16 protein-coding genes, 21 tRNA genes, 1 rRNA gene and 1 other RNA gene are annotated in these 18,801 nt (G+C 38.0%); 6 read left to right on the top strand and 33 right to left on the bottom strand.

Features of this window, described 5'->3' with window-relative positions:
• Positions 1-18: 18 nt before the first annotated feature.
• Genes deoC through ACTQ54_RS05280 form a run of 4 tightly spaced genes read right to left on the bottom strand, consistent with a single transcriptional unit; the run spans position 19 to position 2,920 of the window.
• On the bottom strand, positions 19-678 hold the full coding sequence (deoC, locus tag ACTQ54_RS05295; RefSeq protein ID WP_441755098.1) for a deoxyribose-phosphate aldolase: 660 nt from the start codon (positions 676-678) through the stop codon (positions 19-21).
• 15 nt (positions 679-693) lie between these two features.
• Positions 694-1,458 carry a 16S rRNA (uracil(1498)-N(3))-methyltransferase gene (locus ACTQ54_RS05290; RefSeq protein ID WP_441755097.1) on the bottom strand — a complete coding sequence of 255 codons (765 nt, stop codon included), beginning with the start codon at positions 1,456-1,458 and terminating at the stop codon, positions 694-696.
• Complete coding sequence (gene prmA, locus ACTQ54_RS05285; RefSeq protein WP_441755096.1) at positions 1,458-2,405, bottom strand: 50S ribosomal protein L11 methyltransferase; 948 nt, start codon at positions 2,403-2,405, stop codon at positions 1,458-1,460. The genes ACTQ54_RS05290 and prmA overlap by 1 nt, the downstream gene beginning before the upstream one ends.
• A complete protein-coding gene (locus tag ACTQ54_RS05280) occupies positions 2,405-2,920 on the bottom strand; it encodes a DUF3013 family protein (RefSeq protein WP_441755095.1) in 516 nt (171 codons plus the stop codon). Before ACTQ54_RS05280 ends, prmA begins: the two co-directional genes overlap by 1 nt.
• A 292-nt stretch (positions 2,921-3,212) precedes the next feature.
• Here ACTQ54_RS05280 and gpsB point away from each other — a divergent pair, with 292 nt between their 5' ends.
• The 3 genes from gpsB (at position 3,213) to ACTQ54_RS05265 (ending at position 5,147) form a co-directional block, all read left to right on the top strand.
• The gene (gene gpsB / locus ACTQ54_RS05275) at positions 3,213-3,566 is read left to right on the top strand and encodes a cell division regulator GpsB (RefSeq protein ID WP_441755094.1); all 354 of its coding nucleotides are present in this window, start codon (positions 3,213-3,215) and stop codon (positions 3,564-3,566) included.
• Positions 3,567-3,579: 13 nt separating this feature from the next.
• Positions 3,580-3,947, top strand: an RNA gene (gene rnpB / locus ACTQ54_RS05270) — RNase P RNA component class B.
• A gap of 72 nt (positions 3,948-4,019) precedes the next feature.
• Positions 4,020-5,147: a THUMP domain-containing class I SAM-dependent RNA methyltransferase gene (locus ACTQ54_RS05265; RefSeq protein ID WP_441755093.1), complete on the top strand. Its 1,128-nt coding sequence runs from the start codon at positions 4,020-4,022 to the stop codon at positions 5,145-5,147.
• Positions 5,148-5,204: 57 nt separating this feature from the next.
• Here the strand turns inward: ACTQ54_RS05265 and ACTQ54_RS05260 are convergent, their stop codons facing one another.
• A complete protein-coding gene (locus tag ACTQ54_RS05260; RefSeq protein WP_441755092.1) occupies positions 5,205-5,600 on the bottom strand; it encodes a ribonuclease HI family protein in 396 nt (131 codons plus the stop codon).
• A gap of 35 nt (positions 5,601-5,635) precedes the next feature.
• On the opposite strand from ACTQ54_RS05260, the gene ACTQ54_RS05255 reads away from it, so the two are divergent.
• Positions 5,636-6,604: a hypothetical protein gene (locus tag ACTQ54_RS05255; RefSeq protein ID WP_441755091.1), complete on the top strand. Its 969-nt coding sequence runs from the start codon at positions 5,636-5,638 to the stop codon at positions 6,602-6,604.
• Positions 6,605-6,638: 34 nt separating this feature from the next.
• Here ACTQ54_RS05255 and ACTQ54_RS05250 read toward each other — a convergent pair whose 3' ends face one another.
• Entirely contained in the window at positions 6,639-7,013 is a 375-nt protein-coding gene (locus ACTQ54_RS05250) for a DUF2187 family protein (protein ID WP_441755090.1), read from the bottom strand.
• Positions 7,014-7,110: 97 nt separating this feature from the next.
• A complete protein-coding gene (locus ACTQ54_RS05245; protein WP_441755254.1) occupies positions 7,111-8,001 on the bottom strand; it encodes a diacylglycerol/lipid kinase family protein in 891 nt (296 codons plus the stop codon).
• Between the two features lie 227 nt (positions 8,002-8,228).
• Between ACTQ54_RS05245 and trhO the strand changes: the two genes are divergently transcribed.
• Together trhO and ACTQ54_RS05235 are read left to right on the top strand one after the other, a co-directional pair.
• Positions 8,229-9,200 (top strand): oxygen-dependent tRNA uridine(34) hydroxylase TrhO, encoded by a 972-nt coding sequence (gene trhO, locus ACTQ54_RS05240; protein WP_441755089.1) that lies wholly within the window; start codon positions 8,229-8,231, stop codon positions 9,198-9,200.
• Positions 9,201-9,235: 35 nt separating this feature from the next.
• Positions 9,236-13,642, top strand: a complete 4,407-nt coding sequence (locus ACTQ54_RS05235) for a transglycosylase domain-containing protein (RefSeq protein ID WP_441755088.1) — start codon at positions 9,236-9,238, stop codon at positions 13,640-13,642.
• 58 nt (positions 13,643-13,700) lie between these two features.
• Here the strand turns inward: ACTQ54_RS05235 and ACTQ54_RS05230 are convergent, their stop codons facing one another.
• From ACTQ54_RS05230 to rrf, 26 genes are all read right to left on the bottom strand, one after another.
• Positions 13,701-14,051, bottom strand: coding sequence for a hypothetical protein (locus tag ACTQ54_RS05230; protein ID WP_441755087.1), 351 nt, complete (start codon positions 14,049-14,051; stop codon positions 13,701-13,703).
• A 15-nt stretch (positions 14,052-14,066) separates the two neighbouring features.
• The gene (locus ACTQ54_RS05225; protein WP_441755086.1) at positions 14,067-15,335 is read right to left on the bottom strand and encodes a Y-family DNA polymerase; all 1,269 of its coding nucleotides are present in this window, start codon (positions 15,333-15,335) and stop codon (positions 14,067-14,069) included.
• A gap of 289 nt (positions 15,336-15,624) precedes the next feature.
• A complete protein-coding gene (locus ACTQ54_RS05220) occupies positions 15,625-16,107 on the bottom strand; it encodes a hypothetical protein (RefSeq protein ID WP_441755085.1) in 483 nt (160 codons plus the stop codon).
• A complete protein-coding gene (locus ACTQ54_RS05215) occupies positions 16,085-16,267 on the bottom strand; it encodes a helix-turn-helix domain-containing protein (protein ID WP_441755253.1) in 183 nt (60 codons plus the stop codon). Before ACTQ54_RS05215 ends, ACTQ54_RS05220 begins: the two co-directional genes overlap by 23 nt.
• Positions 16,268-16,717: 450 nt before the next feature.
• A tRNA-Gly gene (locus ACTQ54_RS05210) sits at positions 16,718-16,788 on the bottom strand.
• 6 nt (positions 16,789-16,794) lie between these two features.
• Positions 16,795-16,867, bottom strand: a tRNA-Asp gene (locus ACTQ54_RS05205).
• A 10-nt stretch (positions 16,868-16,877) separates the two neighbouring features.
• Positions 16,878-16,950, bottom strand: a tRNA-Met gene (locus ACTQ54_RS05200).
• A 21-nt stretch (positions 16,951-16,971) separates the two neighbouring features.
• Positions 16,972-17,061, bottom strand: a tRNA-Ser gene (locus ACTQ54_RS05195).
• A 28-nt stretch (positions 17,062-17,089) separates the two neighbouring features.
• Positions 17,090-17,161, bottom strand: a tRNA-Glu gene (locus ACTQ54_RS05190).
• 16 nt (positions 17,162-17,177) lie between these two features.
• Positions 17,178-17,266: transfer RNA gene (locus ACTQ54_RS05185), tRNA-Ser, on the bottom strand.
• A 29-nt stretch (positions 17,267-17,295) separates the two neighbouring features.
• A tRNA-Ile gene (locus ACTQ54_RS05180) sits at positions 17,296-17,369 on the bottom strand.
• 12 nt (positions 17,370-17,381) lie between these two features.
• Positions 17,382-17,452: transfer RNA gene (locus tag ACTQ54_RS05175), tRNA-Gly, on the bottom strand.
• A 19-nt stretch (positions 17,453-17,471) separates the two neighbouring features.
• Positions 17,472-17,544, bottom strand: a tRNA-Met gene (locus ACTQ54_RS05170).
• Positions 17,545-17,564: 20 nt separating this feature from the next.
• Positions 17,565-17,654 (bottom strand) — tRNA-Ser (locus ACTQ54_RS05165).
• Between the two features lie 14 nt (positions 17,655-17,668).
• Positions 17,669-17,742, bottom strand: a tRNA-Ile gene (locus tag ACTQ54_RS05160).
• 20 nt (positions 17,743-17,762) lie between these two features.
• Positions 17,763-17,836 (bottom strand) — tRNA-Met (locus tag ACTQ54_RS05155).
• A gap of 14 nt (positions 17,837-17,850) precedes the next feature.
• Positions 17,851-17,923: transfer RNA gene (locus ACTQ54_RS05150), tRNA-Ala, on the bottom strand.
• A gap of 16 nt (positions 17,924-17,939) precedes the next feature.
• Positions 17,940-18,013: transfer RNA gene (locus ACTQ54_RS05145), tRNA-Pro, on the bottom strand.
• An 11-nt stretch (positions 18,014-18,024) separates the two neighbouring features.
• A tRNA-Arg gene (locus ACTQ54_RS05140) sits at positions 18,025-18,098 on the bottom strand.
• Positions 18,099-18,128: 30 nt separating this feature from the next.
• Positions 18,129-18,214, bottom strand: a tRNA-Leu gene (locus ACTQ54_RS05135).
• A 29-nt stretch (positions 18,215-18,243) separates the two neighbouring features.
• A tRNA-Gly gene (locus ACTQ54_RS05130) sits at positions 18,244-18,315 on the bottom strand.
• A 4-nt stretch (positions 18,316-18,319) separates the two neighbouring features.
• Positions 18,320-18,392, bottom strand: a tRNA-Thr gene (locus ACTQ54_RS05125).
• 31 nt (positions 18,393-18,423) lie between these two features.
• Positions 18,424-18,505: transfer RNA gene (locus tag ACTQ54_RS05120), tRNA-Leu, on the bottom strand.
• A 24-nt stretch (positions 18,506-18,529) separates the two neighbouring features.
• Positions 18,530-18,602: transfer RNA gene (locus ACTQ54_RS05115), tRNA-Lys, on the bottom strand.
• Positions 18,603-18,606: 4 nt separating this feature from the next.
• Positions 18,607-18,679, bottom strand: a tRNA-Val gene (locus ACTQ54_RS05110).
• A gap of 17 nt (positions 18,680-18,696) precedes the next feature.
• Positions 18,697-18,801 (bottom strand): 5S ribosomal RNA (gene rrf, locus ACTQ54_RS05105); the annotation flags it as partial.

Raw genomic sequence — 18,801 nt, 5'->3', positions numbered from 1 at the left:
CTCTAATAAATATCACTGCTATTTAGCTTCATTTGCTTGCGAAACAATTTGGATACCTTTGGAAGCCCCTAGGCGGCTGGCACCAGCTTCAATCATTGTTTGAGCATCTTCATAAGAAGAAATACCACCGCTGGCTTTAACCCCCATGTTATTTCCAACCGTTTCACGCATTAATTTTACATTTTCGACGGTAGCTCCAGCTGTTGAAAAACCAGTTGAAGTTTTAACATAATCAGCGCCTGCTTCTTTTGAAATTTTTGAAGCATGCACAATCTCATCCGTAGTTAGTAAAGATGTTTCTAAAATCACTTTTAAAATGGCTGGTCTTTCAGTCACTTCCACTACCGCTTGAATATCATGTTTCACTCGGTCCCAGTCACCTGATTTAGCCGCTCCAATATTCATCACCATATCAATTTCATGTGCTCCGTCAGCAATCGCTTGTTTGGTTTCAAAGACTTTCGTTTCTGTCGCATTAGCTCCTAGAGGGAAACCAATAACAGTACAAACTTTAACATCAGTTCCATCTAATAATTTACTAGCATATTTAACCCAAACTGGATTCACACAAACAGACATAAAGTCATAGTCAATCGCTTCTTGACATAGTTTTTCAATCATTTCTTGAGTCGCATCGGCCTTTAATAAAGTGTGATCAATATATTTAGCTAAACGCATTTAATATTCCTTCTTTCAAAAAGTATTTACTAATTCCATTTTATAACTTAAAGCACTTAAAAAATAAATCGGCGCCGTTTCAGCACGTAAAATTCGCGGTCCTAAACTACAACTAATAAACCCATTGTCTTTCAACAGCTCGATTTCATTAGGACTAATACCACCTTCAGAACCAAACACAATTAATATTTTTTGACCTTCCTCAAGCTCATTAAATACTTGACGCAGCTGTGAATGTTCTGTCGAACGGGCATCTTCTTCGTAAGCAACCAAACAAACATCATAATCATTTCGAATTGACATCAGTTGCTTAAGATTCATCAGATCCTGTATAGCAGGAATGTACTGGCGGTGACTTTGCTCTGCTGCCTCTTTAGCAATTTTTGCCAGCCTCTCTTGTTTACTAATACTTTTAGCGCTTGTCCATTGTACGACATCCCGTTCCAAAGCTAAAGGAATAAAAGCAGCCATACCGCATTCTGTCGTTTTTTGAACAATCAAATCTATTTTATCATTTTTAGACAAACCACAAGCAATCGTTACACTAACCGGCAATTCAACTTTTTGTGGATGCGCCGCAATAATTTTGACTGCTGCTAGACCATCAGGTCCTGTTTGTTGAAAGGCAGCAATGAAAACATCTTTTTCTTGCGTCACAACAAAAACTTCCATCCCTTGCCGCGCCCGCATGACACGAATCAAATGGTGACTATCATCGCTATTTAAACGAATAATATCGCCAATATTTATTGTTAATTCTTCAACAAAATATCTCTGCATTAGTCCTGCCCATCTTTCAATTGAACCACAAAATTCACCCAATTTTTGTATTCCATCCGTTGGATTAATTCAAGCTCATCATGTTTTTCAACAACTGCTAATAATTCATTAGCCTTTTCAACTAAAATGCCACCTAAAATGAGGAAGCCTGCAGGGTTGAGTAACCTAATCGCATCATCCAACAAGTCCACTAAAATATGAGGTAAAATATTCGCCACAATAATATCAGCCTTTAAATCAACACCTTCTAGTAAATTATTGACTTTGAAGGTGATACTACCCTTGACAGACCTTTGTAGCTCCAAATTATTATTAGCACTATCCACCGCTTGCGGGTCTAAGTCTAAACCTAGCACTTGGCTGGCTCCAAGCAGGTCTGCCACAAAGACTAAAATACCTGACCCAGTTCCCACATCGATGACCACTTCATCTTTAGCCCGCATATACAACTCTAGTGCTTGAATACTCAAGCGCGTCGTCGGATGATTTCCCGTTCCAAAAGCCAGACCCGGATCCAAATAAATAACTTTCTCGCCTTCCTTAGCTTCATAAGTCTCCCAATGTGGCACAATGGTAATAAAGCGTGAAATAAATTCAGGCTGATAATATTTCATCCAGTTCTTTTGCCAATTTTCATGATCAATTTTGCCATCAGTAATGGTAAATTCAGTCGAAGGAAACATGCGTTCTAATTCACCTTGAATATCTGTTTTATTCGGCAATGTATCAAAATAACCTTCAACCTCAGTTGCATGTTTTAAATACCAGTCCGGTAATTCTAATGGTATTTCTCCAAACAAATCAGGATGGTTTTCCAAGTAACCTGCTGCATAACTGACTTGTGTACCTAATGCACCCGCTTCAAATAAGACATGATTAATTAAATCAATTTGGTCAGCTTCCTTCACTGATGATATAACGGTTATTTGAAAATAATCTTCCGCCATTAAAAAAACCCTCCTTGAATTTCATTGTGTGGGAAAAATACTGGCGCATCATTATAGCGATTGGTTTCAATCAAACCTTTCTTAATTTGATTAAAGTCATGATCACTCCAAGCAACTTCAAACATTTCGCCATCGCCTGCTTCATCTAAATAATCTAGCCATTCAACACGAACGCCGCTAGTTAAGTACTTTAAGTATTTAATAATCGCAAATAATTCCCCATAAGCAATCCCCTGTGTATGACTAATCGGGATACTTGCAATATAATTACTTTGCTCTACATTTAAATAATCTTGATTGTAAAATAGTATACTCGTTTCGTATGGAATATTTGTAAATTGTATACTATTTCCTAATGCATCATTAAATATTTTGCCATCTGGATTGGGTAAACTAAATTGAAATATCACTTCAAAATAGTGCTGTTGCTCGTTCCATTCAATCCCCCATTCACATTGAAAATGCTGGCCTTGAATTAATTGTTCTAAAACAGCTAAAATATTACTTTTTCCCATTGACCTTTCACCTACTTTTATCTTATTATGACCGAGAGAAGGCATTTTTTCAATCTTTATCATAAGCTGACAAGAACTTTAAACTTTACTTGACTTTTACTAGCCTTAAGATAGATAATGATTTATACGGTAGTTTGTCACAATTTTTTATTAAAAAGTTATAAAGATACACGATTTCTTTTGAAATAGCTGTGGTAAAATAGTAACATACTATGCGTAACTTGGACCGATATTTATTTTTACATATAAACTTAGTTTCGTAAAAAGATAATTCAATATAGAGGTGATTATAATGGCGGAAAAAAACCTGACCGCAAAAGATATATTTAAGAAAGAATTCAATAAAGCAATGCGTGGTTACAATGTTGCAGAAGTGGATGAATATTTAGATAGTATTATTCGAGATTATGACTCTTACCAAAAAGATGTCGCTTATTTAAAAAACGAAAACGAACGTTTAGTAAGTAAAGTGGATGACTTAACGAAACAGTTAGCCTTAACGAAGAAAAATGTTCCGGCATCTCCTGGTAGTGGTGTAACAAATTTTGATATTTTAAAACGCTTATCAAATCTTGAAAAACATGTGTTTGGTTCTAGAATCAATAACACAGATAATACAACCAATTTCACCCAATCAACTAAATAATTCACACATAGTAAATTTTAGGTAATCGCAGTTAATATTTATTAGCTGAGGAAAGTCCATACTCGCACAAGCTGAGATGCTTGTAGTGTTCGTGCTTAGCCAAACAATAAGCTAAGGTAGTTTTTTAAACTAACGGCGGCTAAACATTCTAAGGCCTCTAGGCTATGAATTAGTAAGCTGTAAAGTGCCACAGTGACGATACTTCATGGAAACATGAAGGTGGAACGCGGTAAACCCCTCGAGCGAGCAACCCAAACATTGGTAGGGGCGCTTTTTGACTGGAATTCAACGGGACAAAAGACATTTATAATGTAGATAGATGATTACCAAAAATGGATGGGCACCTATCAAATCCATTTTTACAGAACATGGCTTATCGAAATTTACTAAATAGGTAACCTAGACTCTTGTAAAAGAGTCTTTTTTTATAATAAATAACGCAAAGGAGTCTCTATGAAAACATATCCTTTAATCGCTACTGCTGCTGCAGGTATCGAGTCTTTAGTCAATAATGAATTAAAAAATCTTGGTTATCACACCCAAGTGGAAAACGGCCGTGTCCGCTTTGAAGGGACAGCAAAAGATATTGCTAAAACGAATATTCAGTTACGAACAGCTGATCGCATTAAAATTATTTTTGGTGAATTTAATGCCAAATCATTTGAAAGCTTATTTGACCAAACTTATGCCCTTCCCTGGGAAGAAGTCCTACCTTTAAATGCAGAATTTCCTGTCAGCGGTAAATCCATTAAATCACAATTACACAGTGTCCCAAATGTCCAAAGAATAGTAAAAAAAGCTATCGCAAAAAAGATGATGGATTATTACCATCGTAAAAACCCTTTAAGTGAAACGGGATCTTTATATCCAATTGAAGTAGCTATTTTAAAAGACCATGTCTTGTTAACAATTGACACTAGTGGATCAAGTATGTTTAAACGAGGTTATCGTACCGAAAAAGGTGGCGCTCCTTTAAAAGAAAATATGGCAGCAGCATTGGTAATGTTAACGACTTGGTATCCAGACCGACCTTTATACGACCCTACTTGTGGTTCAGGCACCATCCTAATTGAAGCCGCTATGATTGGCCATAATATTGCGCCAGGCTTAAATCGTAGTTTTGCGGCGGAAAGTTGGGATAATTTACATCCAGAAGTTTGGAGTGAAGTACGTCAAGAAGCTAAAGCTGCTATTAATCACGATATTGAATTAGATATTTTAGGAACAGATATCGATGGTCGCATGATTGAAATTGCAAAACGTAATGCCGAAGCTGCTGGTGTCGGCAATAGTATTGAATTTAAACAAATGCAACTCAGTGACTTCCGTACGGACAAAGAATTTGGTATTTTAATCTGTAATCCGCCTTATGGAGACCGCCTGTTGGATCAAGAAGAAGTGGAAGCCCTATACCAACAAATGGGTAAGGTATACAATCAAATGCCCACTTGGAGTAAATACATTCTTAGTAGCCACGAAGGTTTTGAAACTTTTTATGGTGAAAAAGCAACTAAGAAACGTAAATTATATAATGGTGCCTTAAAAGTAGATTTTTATCAATATTGGGGTAAGAAAAAATAAACACTCATTTTTATATAAAATCACCTCAAAACCAATTGGATTTGAGGTGATTTTCAACTACAACCTTAATGCCTGCCTCGCTAAGGCATCTGCACCTAGATTTTCTTTTTCCGGAATCCATTTGACAAATGCCAAGGGGTAAGCTTGCATTAATTGAATGATTTGCATCAATAAGTTATGATAAAGTTGTTTTTTGACGAATTGTTTCTCAAGGGATGACGCAACAATTTTACTGTCGGTATGAATGACAATTAACTGTTGCTTATCTACTTGACGCTGATTCAACTCTTCTAAGGCATGAATAACAGCTAAAAACTCTGCTTCATGGTTATCATGCAAATTGTCAAATGATTTTCGATAAATAACATGTTCGTCGTCAAAGTAAAAGTGGATACCAATACCTGCTTTTTTTGTTGAAAGCTGGTAGGCTCCATCACAATAAATTTTTATCAAGTTAACACCTCAATAATTGCTAGGATGTGAAATTAATGTCAGACCGTATTGAATTACCCAATAATGCTGAGAACTTCTATCAAAAAGCCATTGCTTTTTTACAACGTCAACGCTATGAAGAAGCTATTGATGCGCTTAAAAAAAGCTTAGCGATTACTTTCAGTGTAACAGCATTTGATGAATTAGTTAAGTTATTTCTCTTTTTAAAACAATATGAACAGCTGGGCCAACTTTGGCAAGAATATTTTCCCAATAAAAACGATCGTTTTCAAGATGAAATGGTGCGTTTCTTATATGCCATCAGCGTTCCTTATTTATACTCTCTAGATCACGCTATCATTGAATTATATCAATTGCGTGATTATACACTTGAACATAATCAGGACACTGACCACTACATTCAACTATTGAATGAATGGCAAAAAACCAAAGAAATACGTGATGTTATCGCTCAAGCGCCTTCTGAAGATAAGCTCATACAACTTGCGCAGACCATGAGCCAGGATGGTCCTCTTGGGTGTTTAGTCCAATTAAAGAAAATCTACGACTTGCCGATTGAGGAAAGCAAAGGTCTGCTGAGATATTTATTAAAAGAAGTTGGTTTAGAAAATTTTGTTAAAAATGATATCTTGCATTATTTGCTGAATATAGGCTACAAGGGTGACCTAGCTTATAATTGGTTCGGTGTAGAATCGACGCTATCGATGAGCGAATTACAAACTTATTATCAGCAAAATTTCTACAAAGATACTCTCAAAGCGATTCAAGACTATAGTCAGCAAAAAAATCCTCATTTGGAAACAGAAATCATGCAACATTTCAATTTGCACGCGATGATCTACTATCCATATATGACCCAAATATTTGCGACGCCTAATGATTGGCTTGTCTTATTTTTACAGCAAAACCAAATGGACAACCTATTGGTTATGCCCGAATCTGAACTAGCAGAATTTTATTTTCAAAAAGCCGTGAATGAATTAGAAAAGATTTTAACGATTTAAAAAAGCGACGGATGTTATATCACGTCGCTTTTTCCTATTCTTCAAATTTGATATCCGCATCTTCTTTTTGTGGCGGTAATGTAATAAAACTTTGAATGTCTTTGAAATTTACAATTGTTTTATCCTCACAAATATCGCGCATCAATTCATCGGATTCTTCCCAATAAATATCTACAACCGCACTATTACTTAATAACTTAGTAATAATCCCCTTCATTTGACTATTTCGAAATGTAAAAGTAATCTTATCGCCGATATCCGGTCGAATGGATTCTTTTACTTTTTCAATCATGTCTAAGCCTTCAGCATAACCTACTTCAAGAATATTCGCAATCCGTGACTTACTCGTACCTCTGCGCAACTCTTGCTCAATAATACTACGATTAGTTCCTGTTACTTTAACGTCCATTGAAACCCTTCTTTCTCAATAATGGCCCAGTAAACATTCTACATTATCTATTATAACATATTTTCAAAAAGAAATCAGATGAGGATTTTTCTGATATTTATTTAGGTTTTATGACGTTTAAAGCACGCGCTAACGTTTTTAATCGTATCGGTAAGGCGGGTCCTTCGTCGCCATCAACGTTGGTCAAAACTTCATCCAGGTCGTTGATAGCTTCTTTTTGAATTTCAATGTCAAAAGATGGACTAGAAGCGATATATAAATAGTCTGATTCTGATGTACGGTCGCCTCCCATCAAAACCGCCCGAATGACATCAAGAGGGGTATCACCTTTTACTGCAATGAGATGCAACAAACCATCGTCATAGCTTGCATTTGGCATCATGTTGCCAAAACTAGCAATAGATTCTGTTAAACCAATTAAAATCAAACTGGTTTGTAGATTTTTAGTTTCACCTTCAGCATTTGTAATTACTAAAGGTAAGCTTTGTTGTTGGAAAAAGGCAGAAAAACCATCTTTTAAATAGGCTAAGAAGCCTAACTGGTTTTTATCCTCCGAATCAGTATTCATAACTGATTCAGAAATTGAACCCATAGCGACCACATTGATAAACTTTTGATCATTTATTTGTGCAATATCACTTTGAATAATTTCAATATCCTTAAATTGTTGAATCGCCTCATCTGGGTTTTGCGAAAAACCTAACACCCGTCCATAATCATTGACCGTTCCAAGTGGTAAGAAACCAAAAACGGGTAAGTGTTCATTCTCAAACACACCGTTGATCGTCTCATTGACAGTTCCGTCCCCTCCTAAGCAAATGACCGTATCGAAATTGTTTTTGTTAGCCTCTGCCGCAAACCTAAAGGCGTCTCCTGCTTTTTCAGTTAAGAAAATCTCGACACGAGCTTGATACTTCTCTTCTAATAAATATCTCAATTGTTTCGCATAGTCTTCTGCTAAACCGCGCCCTGAACCAGGGTTTGCAATTAATAATATAGTTTCCAGTTCTATTCCCCCCTTTTCAATTTATTTTAACATACGACATTTGCTTGTGCGAATCTTTGTCATCAGATTGAAATAAGATACCCATCACGTTAATGGCTCTTTAAGTTTTTGTGAATTTTATCATCATATTGAGTTTTTTTTCATTAATTCGTATAATATGTATAGTTATAATGAAAGATAGTAGCTTGCAACTACAAGGAGGAAATATATTGGAAAAAGAATTTAGAGTTTTATTATTTTATAAATATCAACATATTAACGATGTTGAACGTTTTGTGAGTGAGCACTTAGCCTTTTGTAAATCAATCGGTTTAAAAGGACGTGTATTAGTTGGTTCAGAAGGAATTAACGGTACGGTTTCTGGAACCATTGAACAAACAGAAAAATATAAAGACTATATTCATAGCATAGAAGGTTTTGAAGATCTATGGTTTAAAGAAGACGAAGCTGACGATTATGCCCACAAAAAAATGTTTGTGCGCCACCGTGAAGAAATCGTTGCTTTAAATTTAGAAGATGATATCAACCCATTAGAACTGACAGGTAAATATTTAAAACCTGCTGAATTTAAAGAAGCATTATTAAGTGATGATACCATTGTTTTAGATACACGTAATGACTATGAATATGATTTAGGTCACTTCAAAGGGGCCATCCGTCCAGACATCCGTAATTTCCGTGAATTACCAGACTGGGTTCGTGAAAACAAAGAGAAATTTATGGATAAACGCGTGGTGGTATACTGTACAGGTGGGGTTCGTTGTGAAAAATTCTCTGGTTGGATGTTAAGAGAAGGCTTTTCGGATGTTGCCCAATTACATGGTGGTATTGATACTTATGGTAAAGATCCAGAAGTACTTGGGGATTTATGGGAAGGTAAAATGTATGTGTTTGATGAACGCATTGCTGTTGATATCAACCGTGTTAACCCGACTGTTATCGGTAAAGATTGGTACGACGGGACACCATGTGAACGTTATGTAAACTGTGCTAACCCTGAATGTAACGAACAAATTTTAGCTTCTGAAGAAAATGAAGCAAAATATGTTCGTGGTTGTTCAGCAAAATGTCGTTGTCACCCTCGTAACCGTTATGTTGCTGAAAATGGTCTATCCACTGCTGAATGGGAAAGTCGTTTAAACGCAATTGGCGAAACACTTAATGTATCAGAAACAGCATAAGATAGATTAAAACTATTTGGAAAGTAGGTGAATGAATGACAAAGGACAATCATAAAAACAATCCAGATACAAGAAAGCAAACATCTGATTCTAATTATTATGATGTCTCATTTGATTACCCAGGAAATACAAATCAAGAAGGTCATTCAGACCGGCTTGAATCGCCAAAAGAACCAGCGACCATTTCGACATCCTTTAAATGGGATAATTTTTACGATGAATTCAAAGAAAAGCAAGAACAAGAATATCAAGTAAGCCAAAAACAAAGTCAAGCTGTTGTAGGTGAAGACAAACATAGGCAAGAAAACAGTTCTAAGAAGGAAGATGTTAAACTTTCACAAAAAGTTAGCCGTTCACTCCCTCCTAGAGACACAGCGAATAAAATAAATATAAATCAATCTAAGAAAGACCTGGCAGCTGAAGAAAAGCTGACGAATCAAAACAGACAAAAAAATGAACAAAACCAAGCAAGCCGTCCATTACCGAAGATGACGCCAAAAACGTCTGTGATGTTAGATCGATCGATTCGGCATGCGCGTAAGTTATTCAATTCCTTAATTGAAGAGAATACAACCCCCACACATAATCCTTATAAAGACGATGTAGTGGATGATTACTTTAAACGTAAGGAAGATGAAGCGACTTATCTTCAAAACTTAAAAAATGAAGAACATAAACATCGCTTAGATGAGTTTATTAAGCAAAGCAGCTCTTTTAGCAATCAATATCAAAAGGATAAAGCTGAAACAGCTGATACTGAAAAAACAAAAGTAACTTCAACTGAACAAGCTGCAACGGTAGATCGTAAAGAAAAAGAAATTAGACATGACACTATAAAAGAACGATCAATAACAAGGTCTGGTCCTGCTGCAGATGAAGCGACTCAAGAGTTTGCAGCAGCTACAGAAGCGACTAAGCAAGTCAAACAGATAAAGCAGCTTCTAAAAGTGGATTCAACGGACTCGGTTGACAATTCAAGCAAAGAAGAACGATTTAGCCAACCAATGATTGAATCAGCTAAGGATTCAAAAAAGACAGAACAAGTCAGTTCACCGCCTAAAAATATAGAACAATCAAGTAAACGAAAAGCTGACCTCCCTTCACCAGAAGATATAGCCTTTGAAAGAGAGCGACGTCGTAAAGCTCGGATTGCCCAATTGGAAAACTTACATTCCGAAGAAGATATTAAACGGACCTATCAGTCTAATTTCCGTAAAGAAGCCTTATCTAATGAAAAACAAAGCGCTGCAAAGCAAAAACAGGTGGATCAACCCCTTATTCTGAACGAGGATGATCTTGAAACCACTAAGGTTATTCCAGCCATTTCACATGAAGCTGAAACAGCTAATGATGACAAGCATGCGACTACCAAAATTATTTCGCGAAAAGCCCTGACACGTAAAGGGAAGTTAACGGACAATACCGTTTATCTTGATACGTCAGAATTAAAAGAAGCCATGCTAGCTTCAACAAAAAATATTTCAAAAAAAATAAATAATTCTGCTGAAGAAGCTATCATTGATTCTGAACCTGCTTTACGATCTGAAAGCGTAAAAGCTCTCCCCTCACCTAATCGATTTAAATTTTGGCCGTTTAAACGACGTGTCACGCATAGTGATGATGTCATGGTCACACAAGCAAAGGCGATTGTAACGGAAAAATCATCTGATAACATTGTCGATATTAGTTCGAAAGATGCACAGATTAGTGATACCACTGCAACAGTTACACCACTTATTGTCGAAGTGCCACAAACTGGTGAGCCTGTAAGTGCTCAAGATGTTGTTGTAGCATCTGCTAAAAATGAAGACTTAAGCTTTAATGGAAGTTCAATCATTAATGCAACAGACCAAGATCAAACGATATTATCTGCTAAAGAAAAAGAAAAATTAAAGAAAAAAGAAGAGAAAAAAGAGCGTTACTCCCTATCCCATTTAGATGGTAAAGAAAAGGCGATATTTAGTTTCAATGTTTTCTTTAATGTTTTAAGACGACTTGCATTTTATTTAGTTTTACTCCTATTATTTGCAGGTGCGGGGGCTGTAGGGGCTGCTGCGGGATATTTTGCTTATCTAGTATCAAATACAACACCTCCTACAGAAACTGAAATGGCAGAAGATCTCCACCGCTTAGAGCAACAAAGTGTGCTCTATTATGGTAATGGCGAACCTATTGCAAGCATTCGTTCAGATGTGGTAAGAACAGCGGTTGAATTAGAGGATATTTCTCCCTATATTATCGATGGTTTAATTGCGACAGAAGATGAACATTTCTATGAGCATCCTGGTATTATGCCAAAAGCCATTATTCGTGCTGCCTTACAAGAAGTACTGGCTCCTGGAACAGGAACTGGTGGGTCTACGCTTACCCAGCAATTAGTTAAGCAACAAATGCTGAGTCACGATGTTACTTTTTTTAGAAAAGCGAATGAGATATTGCTGTCCTTAAGGTTAGAAAATTATTTTGATAAAGACGAAATTTTAGCTGCCTATCTCAATGTTTCACCATTTGGACGTAATAATAATGGCGATAATGTTGCCGGTATCGACAAAGCTTCTGAAGGTATTTTCGGCATTAACCCAGATGAAGTGAATTTACCGCAAGCGGCATTCTTAATTGGTTTACCCCAAGACCCTTATAATTACACCCCATATGATCAATATGGAACGATTCGAGATAATTTACAGGCTGGAATTGACCGAATGCATGAAGTACTATTCCGTATGTACCGTGATCAAAAAATTTCAAAAGCACAATACGAAGAAGCCATGGCTTATGACATCACAAAGGATTTCTTACCGACTGAACCACGTGAGGAAGAACGTCAAACCTATCTTTACCAAGCCATTATGAATGGTGCTATTGAACAATTAATGCGTTTAAATGTACAAGACGATAGCGCTATTTGGAACGACGTTAATGCTGATGTTGATCGTTATAATGAATATTATTTAGAAGCTGAGGAACAGTTGCGTACCGGTGGATATCGCGTATATTCTACCATTGATCGCGAAATTTATGATCAGCTACAAATCTCAGCTCAAGAATATATTAATGATGTCGCTGTAAGTTATGACGGTGTTTATGAAGATCCTGAAACTGGCGAACAAACCTATTATATTGAAGATATACAAAATGGACTTGTTGTTATTGATAATAAAACGGGTCGTGTCCTTGGGTTTGTTGCTGGTACAGACTATGAAAATAATCAAATTGACCATGCCTTTGGTATGCATCGTTCTCCTGGTTCAACAATCAAACCGTTAGCAGTATACGGACCAGCCATTCAACATAATATCATTACCCCTGCATCTGTGATTCCAGATACGGCTTACGAAGTAACCTATCCAGATGGAAGTATATGGACACCAACCAATTATGGTTCTGTTGTAAGTGGCGAAACGATGACAGCTCGCACTGCACTTTACCGCTCAGATAATATTCCGGCGGTTCGTATTTACGAAGAATTACTAAATCGTGGCATTCCAATCATTGATTACTTAAATCGTATGGGCTTTGATACCGTTGACTCTTATACTGAGACAGATACACAGAACCTTTCATTCTCATTAGGTGGGGTATCAAATGGTCCGACTGTATTTGAAGAAACAAGAGCCTTTACAACCTTTGCCAATAATGGACAGTATATTGATGGTTACTACATTGAACGAATTGAAGATTCATATGGCAATATCGTCTATCAACATGATAACGAACCGATTGAAGTCTTTAGTGAAGATACGAACTACCTAATCGTTGACATGCTTCGTGATACAAATGTTGAAGGAACTGGTCGAACAGCTGGTTCAGAAATGGCTATGGGCGGCGATTGGATTGCTAAATCAGGTATTAGTGAATACTCAAAAGATGTCTGGTATATAGCTTCTACACCTGCCATTACCATTGGTTCTTGGATTGGCTATGACAGCCGTTATTACGAATACACCATTGATGTTAATGATGGCTATGACCGTGAAAGTGTCAGAAGTCAACGTTACTGGGCTCGTGTTGTCAATGATTTATATGCGCTACGCCCTGAAATTTTTGGGGTGGATCAAAGCTTCCAACAACCGGCATCTGTTCAAGAGCAAACCATATTAAGCCGAACAGGTACCTTACCTGGTAATATAACCGTTGGTGGGGTTTCACTTAATATTTCGCAACCCGTCACCACTGAGCTATTCAAAACATCATCCCCTGCGCCTAACCTAGAGTATAACTTTATGATAGGTGGAAATGACGAAACACATGCCAACTTCTGGAATAGCTATATTGCAGAAGAACGTGAACGTCAAAGACAGGAATCCATCCAACGTCAACAACAAAATAGTAGTAGTAGCAATGAAAATGGTGAAAGTTCTTCTAGTGATGAAACATCCTCTAACTCAGAAGATGAAACAAGCCCAGATGAATCACAAACCGAAGAAACTCCACCTCAGTAATTTGCAATTAGAAAATGAATCAAGCAGTCTTCCGATAATTGGGAGGCTGCTTGATTTTTTATTGTTTCCAAAAAGGCATTGAATCAATGAACTCGACACAACGAATGGCATCAAAAGGAATGCCTTTCTTTTCAATCAGTACGAGTCCCTTACTAAAGCCTAAAACACGCCCTTTTCGCTCGATATACTCTTGGTTACTATCAAGTTGATTCAAGGCTAGCCAAACTCGGTAACGGCTCTTATAGGCCCGTTTTAAGGTTGCCTCTATCTCATCTGGCTCCTGTTGAATAGGTGCTTGATAGCTTTCGCGATAAACACTACTCTCACTTTCTAAAACCGCCCGATGGTCTGATAAAATCATTCCTTGCCATTTCATCATGCCACGATCGTGGTATTCTTCATATTTCATTTTGTTCTATCCTTTCTAAGCATGATGCCCACCAATCAATTTTGAACGTTCAATCGCTGTCGATCCTCTTTGTAAACTATTAGCATAAATTAAACTTTCATAGCCATAATTGTCGCGAATTGAATCAATAATCAAATCTAGTTGCTCACGATTTTCAATCTCATGCGGATCTTCAAACAAATTTAACTGCATCCCCTGCTTAGGACTCAATTTTCCAACCGCTACACCTATCACCCGTACAGGGCCTCCTTGATAATACTTTCGAAACAATTGAATAAATAAATTCTTCAATACCCGTCGTTGGTCGGTCTCATGAATTTTTAATTGATGTGAAAAATTTTGAAATAAGGCTTCTTCACCATGACTAACGGATAAACTAATTTGCCCGGTTACTTGTTGTTGCTTGCGCAAGCGGGTCGATAATTGATCCACCATCTCCAACAAAACAATTTCCACTTCACGTTGCAGATGGTAATTACGTGGCAACACTTGATTGAGCGAGAGCGAATTGCTTTTAGGCTGATACTTATTTTGAAGTTGACTTAAATCAACCCCATTAGCATGGTAATAGAGTTCTTCACCAATCACACCAAAATATTTTTTAAGTTTCTCAATACTTGTATGTGCAAGATCATAAATCGAATAAATACCTATATGGTTGAGGCGCTTTTCCATTTTTGAACCGATGCCCCAAAAATCACTCAATTTATCGATTTTCCAAACCGTTTCAGCCACATTTTCATAAGACCAATAGGCAATATAAGGCGACGTATATTTTGCATCATTGTCTAGAGCTAACTTAGCCAGTAACATATTATCACCAATACCAACACTGGTTGGTATGCGATAAGTTTTCCAAATCTCATTTTGTATTTTTCCTGCAATTTGATAATTGCTCCCAAACAAAGTATGGCTATAACTGACATCTAAGAAGCTTTCATCAATACTATAGGTATGAATATCTGTTTCGGCTACATAACGCTTAAAAATAGCATTAATTTGACGATTACGTTTAATATATAAGCCCATCTGGGGTGGTACAATTTCAATGTTATGGTAATGCGGAAACTGAAAGCGACGACTCCCAGTTTTAATCCCATACTTGGCTTTAACTGCAGGTGAAGCAGCAAGCACAAGTCCACCTTGAGAATTGCCACGCGACATGACAACCAGCTCTTTTGTCATCGGATGATAACCGCGTTCTGCACATTCGACACTTGCAAAAAACGACTTGCTGTCAATACATAGGATGGATTGTCTTGGAAATTGTGTATAATCTAACACAATGCTCCCCTTCTTTCATTTAAATTAATCCCCTAACAAAAATATACGAACATATGTTCGATTTGTCAAGAGTTAAGTTCAAACATTTGAACTTAAACGCAAAAAAATCTCTTAGCTTGCTTATTTATTACAAGCTAAGAGATTTAAAATGATTAAATAACACCATCTATAATCTATAAAATTGCATTTTAGTATTAATTTCAAAACTCGGAATCTAACTCGCTAACCTTGATTGGCAAAAACAGTTTAAATGGTTGATACAGGTCATGAACACTTTCAAATCGTTGAATCATATTAATCTCCGACTGATCTGCATCTTGTTTAGCAATTTATAAAAAAAGCGGGCATAATCCGACTGGAGCACAGTTTCCATTTCTAATAAATTTCCTGTGTAATCAAATGAAGCCATTAACATATCAGCAACATCTACTGTAAAGAAATAAGGTAAATTAACGGTGATGATTCGATCGATGCCAATAATAACATTAAATTTAGTAGAATTAGGCAAGCACTCAGAAAATATAACATAAGCTGGGCTTTGAATATTTGGATCAAGTAATGCTAAAAATGGATTCGCATGTTGTGTTATTTTTAAACAGTAAACATCTACGGCTAAATCTACCTGGAAAACTAATCCACTTACTTTAAAAGCTTTGATTTTATTAATTGTAAAATTAGATACGATATCACCGTTGATATTTTTTAGAGGCCGACGAATTAATTTAGGAATATCCATCAGTTTTAACTGACTAGGATCTAGATTGTAATTCACTCGGTGTAATCTTATAGTATTGTTTGAATGCACGTGTAAAGGCAGATGGCGTAGAAAAGTTAAGTTCAGAAACAATAAAGCTAATATTCCAATCTGTATTTTGAATTAAGGCAACTGCTTTATTTAAACGACGGCTTAACAAATAATCACTGAAACGAATTCCGGTGACAGCTGTAAATAAGCGATGAAAATAGAATTTGGAATAATTAAAAAATTAAGCACCATCATCAAGTGTTAAAACTTCTTCAATAGTCAACGCTTAAAGGCGTGATTTCATGACCCATTGGTATTAATGATGTAAGTTTAGCCTTTTATTTGATTATTAAAGGTTTTAGAAAAAGTAATATGATCAATACTGAGTATTAAGGATATTTGTTGCAAATTAAAAATGGCCCACTATTCGACTAAATGCAGTTGAATAGTGGGCTGCTTTGTGGCAACTTATGTATACGTTGATGTGATGAAACGAGTTTAACTCTTTTGCCTCGTTTACACGACGAGTATCAAAAATAGTCCTTATCACTTTAACTATTAATCAAAATAAGATCAAAACAAAAAATCGTAACAACTCTGTTTATAGAAGTTCTTACGATTTTAAATGATACATATAAGCGGGTGACGAGAATCGAACTCGCGACAACAGCTTGGAAGGCTGTAGTTTTACCACTAAACTACACCCGCATAAAACGGTCCCGACGGGATTTGAACCCGCGATCTCCTGCGTGACAGGCAGGCATGTTAACCCCTACACCACGGAACCATTAGTAAAATTGCGGGGGTAGGATTCGAACCTACGACCTTCGGGTTATGAGCCCGACGAGATGCCAGCTTCTCCACCCCGCGATAATAAAATATTGAGTTAAAAGGAGGATGTGGGATTCGAACCCACGCACGCTTTTACACGCCTGACGGTTTTCAAGACCGTTCCCTTCAGCCGGGCTTGGGTAATCCTCCATGAAAATATATAAAAACATTCAATTAATGACCCGTACGGGACTCGAACCCGTGTTACCGCCGTGAAAGGGCGGTGTCTTAACCGCTTGACCAACGGGCCAGTAAAACAAAACCAACGGAGAAGGAGGGATTTGAACCCTCGCGCCGGCAAAACCGACCTACACCCTTAGCAGGGGCGCCTCTTCAGCCTCTTGAGTACTTCCCCAAAATAATCCAAAGTAAATATCATGTTAATGGGCCTAAGTGGACTCGAACCACCGACCTCACCCTTATCAGGGGTGCGCTCTAACCAGCTGAGCTATAGGCCCTTATTCTTATAAAGCGGGTGACGAGAATCGAACTCGCGACAACAGCTTGGAAGGCTGTAGTTTTACCACTAAACTACACCCGCAGAAAGAATGACAGGCAAATTGCGGGGGTAGGATTCGAACCTACGACCTTCGGGTTATGAGCCCGACGAGATGCCAGCTTCTCCACCCCGCGGTAATAATATATTGTGTTAAAGGAGGATGTGGGATTCGAACCCACGCACGCTTTTACACGCCTGACGGTTTTCAAGACCGTTCCCTTCAGCCGGGCTTGGGTAATCCTCCATGTTAATTAAATATGGACCTTGTAGGACTCGAACCTACGACCGGACGGTTATGAGCCGTCTGCTCTAACCAGCTGAGCTAAAGGTCCGGCCTAAGATATTTAAAGAATAGCGGCGAAGGGGATCGAACCCATGACCTCCCGGGTATGAACCGGACGCTCTAGCCAGCTGAGCTACACCGCCAAAAAACAAAAAAATGGAGAATAGCGGGATCGAACCGCTGACCTCCTGCGTGCAAAGCAGGCGCTCTCCCAGCTGAGCTAATCCCCCATTAAAATCAATAAAATCGGGAAGACAGGATTCGAACCTGCGACCCCTTGGTCCCAAACCAAGTGCTCTACCAAGCTGAGCTACTTCCCGTTAATATCCAATGCACCCGGCAGGACTCGAACCTGCAACCGCTTGATTCGTAGTCAAGTATTCTATCCAATTGAACTACGGGTGCTATTTTTTGTAAAACTCATACCATGTATGATGCCGAGGACCGGAATCGAACCGGTACGGTGATCACTCACCGCAGGATTTTAAGTCCTGTGCGTCTGCCAGTTCCGCCACCCCGGCATGGAACTATTATGACTTTAAATTGTCAAAGCGGAAAACGGGATTCGAACCCGCGACCCCCACCTTGGCAAGGTGGTGTTCTACCACTGAACTATTTCCGCAATATGCCGGCTAAAGGACTTGAACCCTCGACCCTCTGATTACAAATCAGATGCTCTACCAACTGAGCTAAGCCGGCGTAATAATATAATATGTATAAGCTAAAGCTATGCGGGTGAAGGGACTTGAACCCCCACGTCGTAAAACGCTAGATCCTAAATCTAGTGCGTCTGCCAATTCCGCCACACCCGCTTATTTAATTCTCCTAAGAGAATATGACCCGTACAGGATTCGAACCTGTGACCCACTGATTAAAAGTCAGTTGCTCTACCAACTGAGCTAACGAGTCATGATGGAGGTTAACGGGATCGAACCGCTGACCCTCTGCTTGTAAGGCAGATGCTCTCCCAGCTGAGCTAAACCTCCAGAACATTATTCACACGGCGTGGCAATGACCTACTCTCACAGGACCAAAGGTCCAACTACCATCGGCGCTAAGAAGCTTAACGGCTGTGTTCGGAATGGGAACAGGTGTGTCCTTCTTGCTA

The sequence above is a fragment of the Fundicoccus sp. Sow4_H7 genome (assembly GCF_052115865.1).
In the GTDB taxonomy this organism is placed as follows: Bacteria; Bacillota; Bacilli; order Lactobacillales; family Aerococcaceae; genus Fundicoccus_A.
Note: the sequence above shows the minus strand (reverse complement) of the source record. Positions and strands in the feature narration are given on the sequence as shown.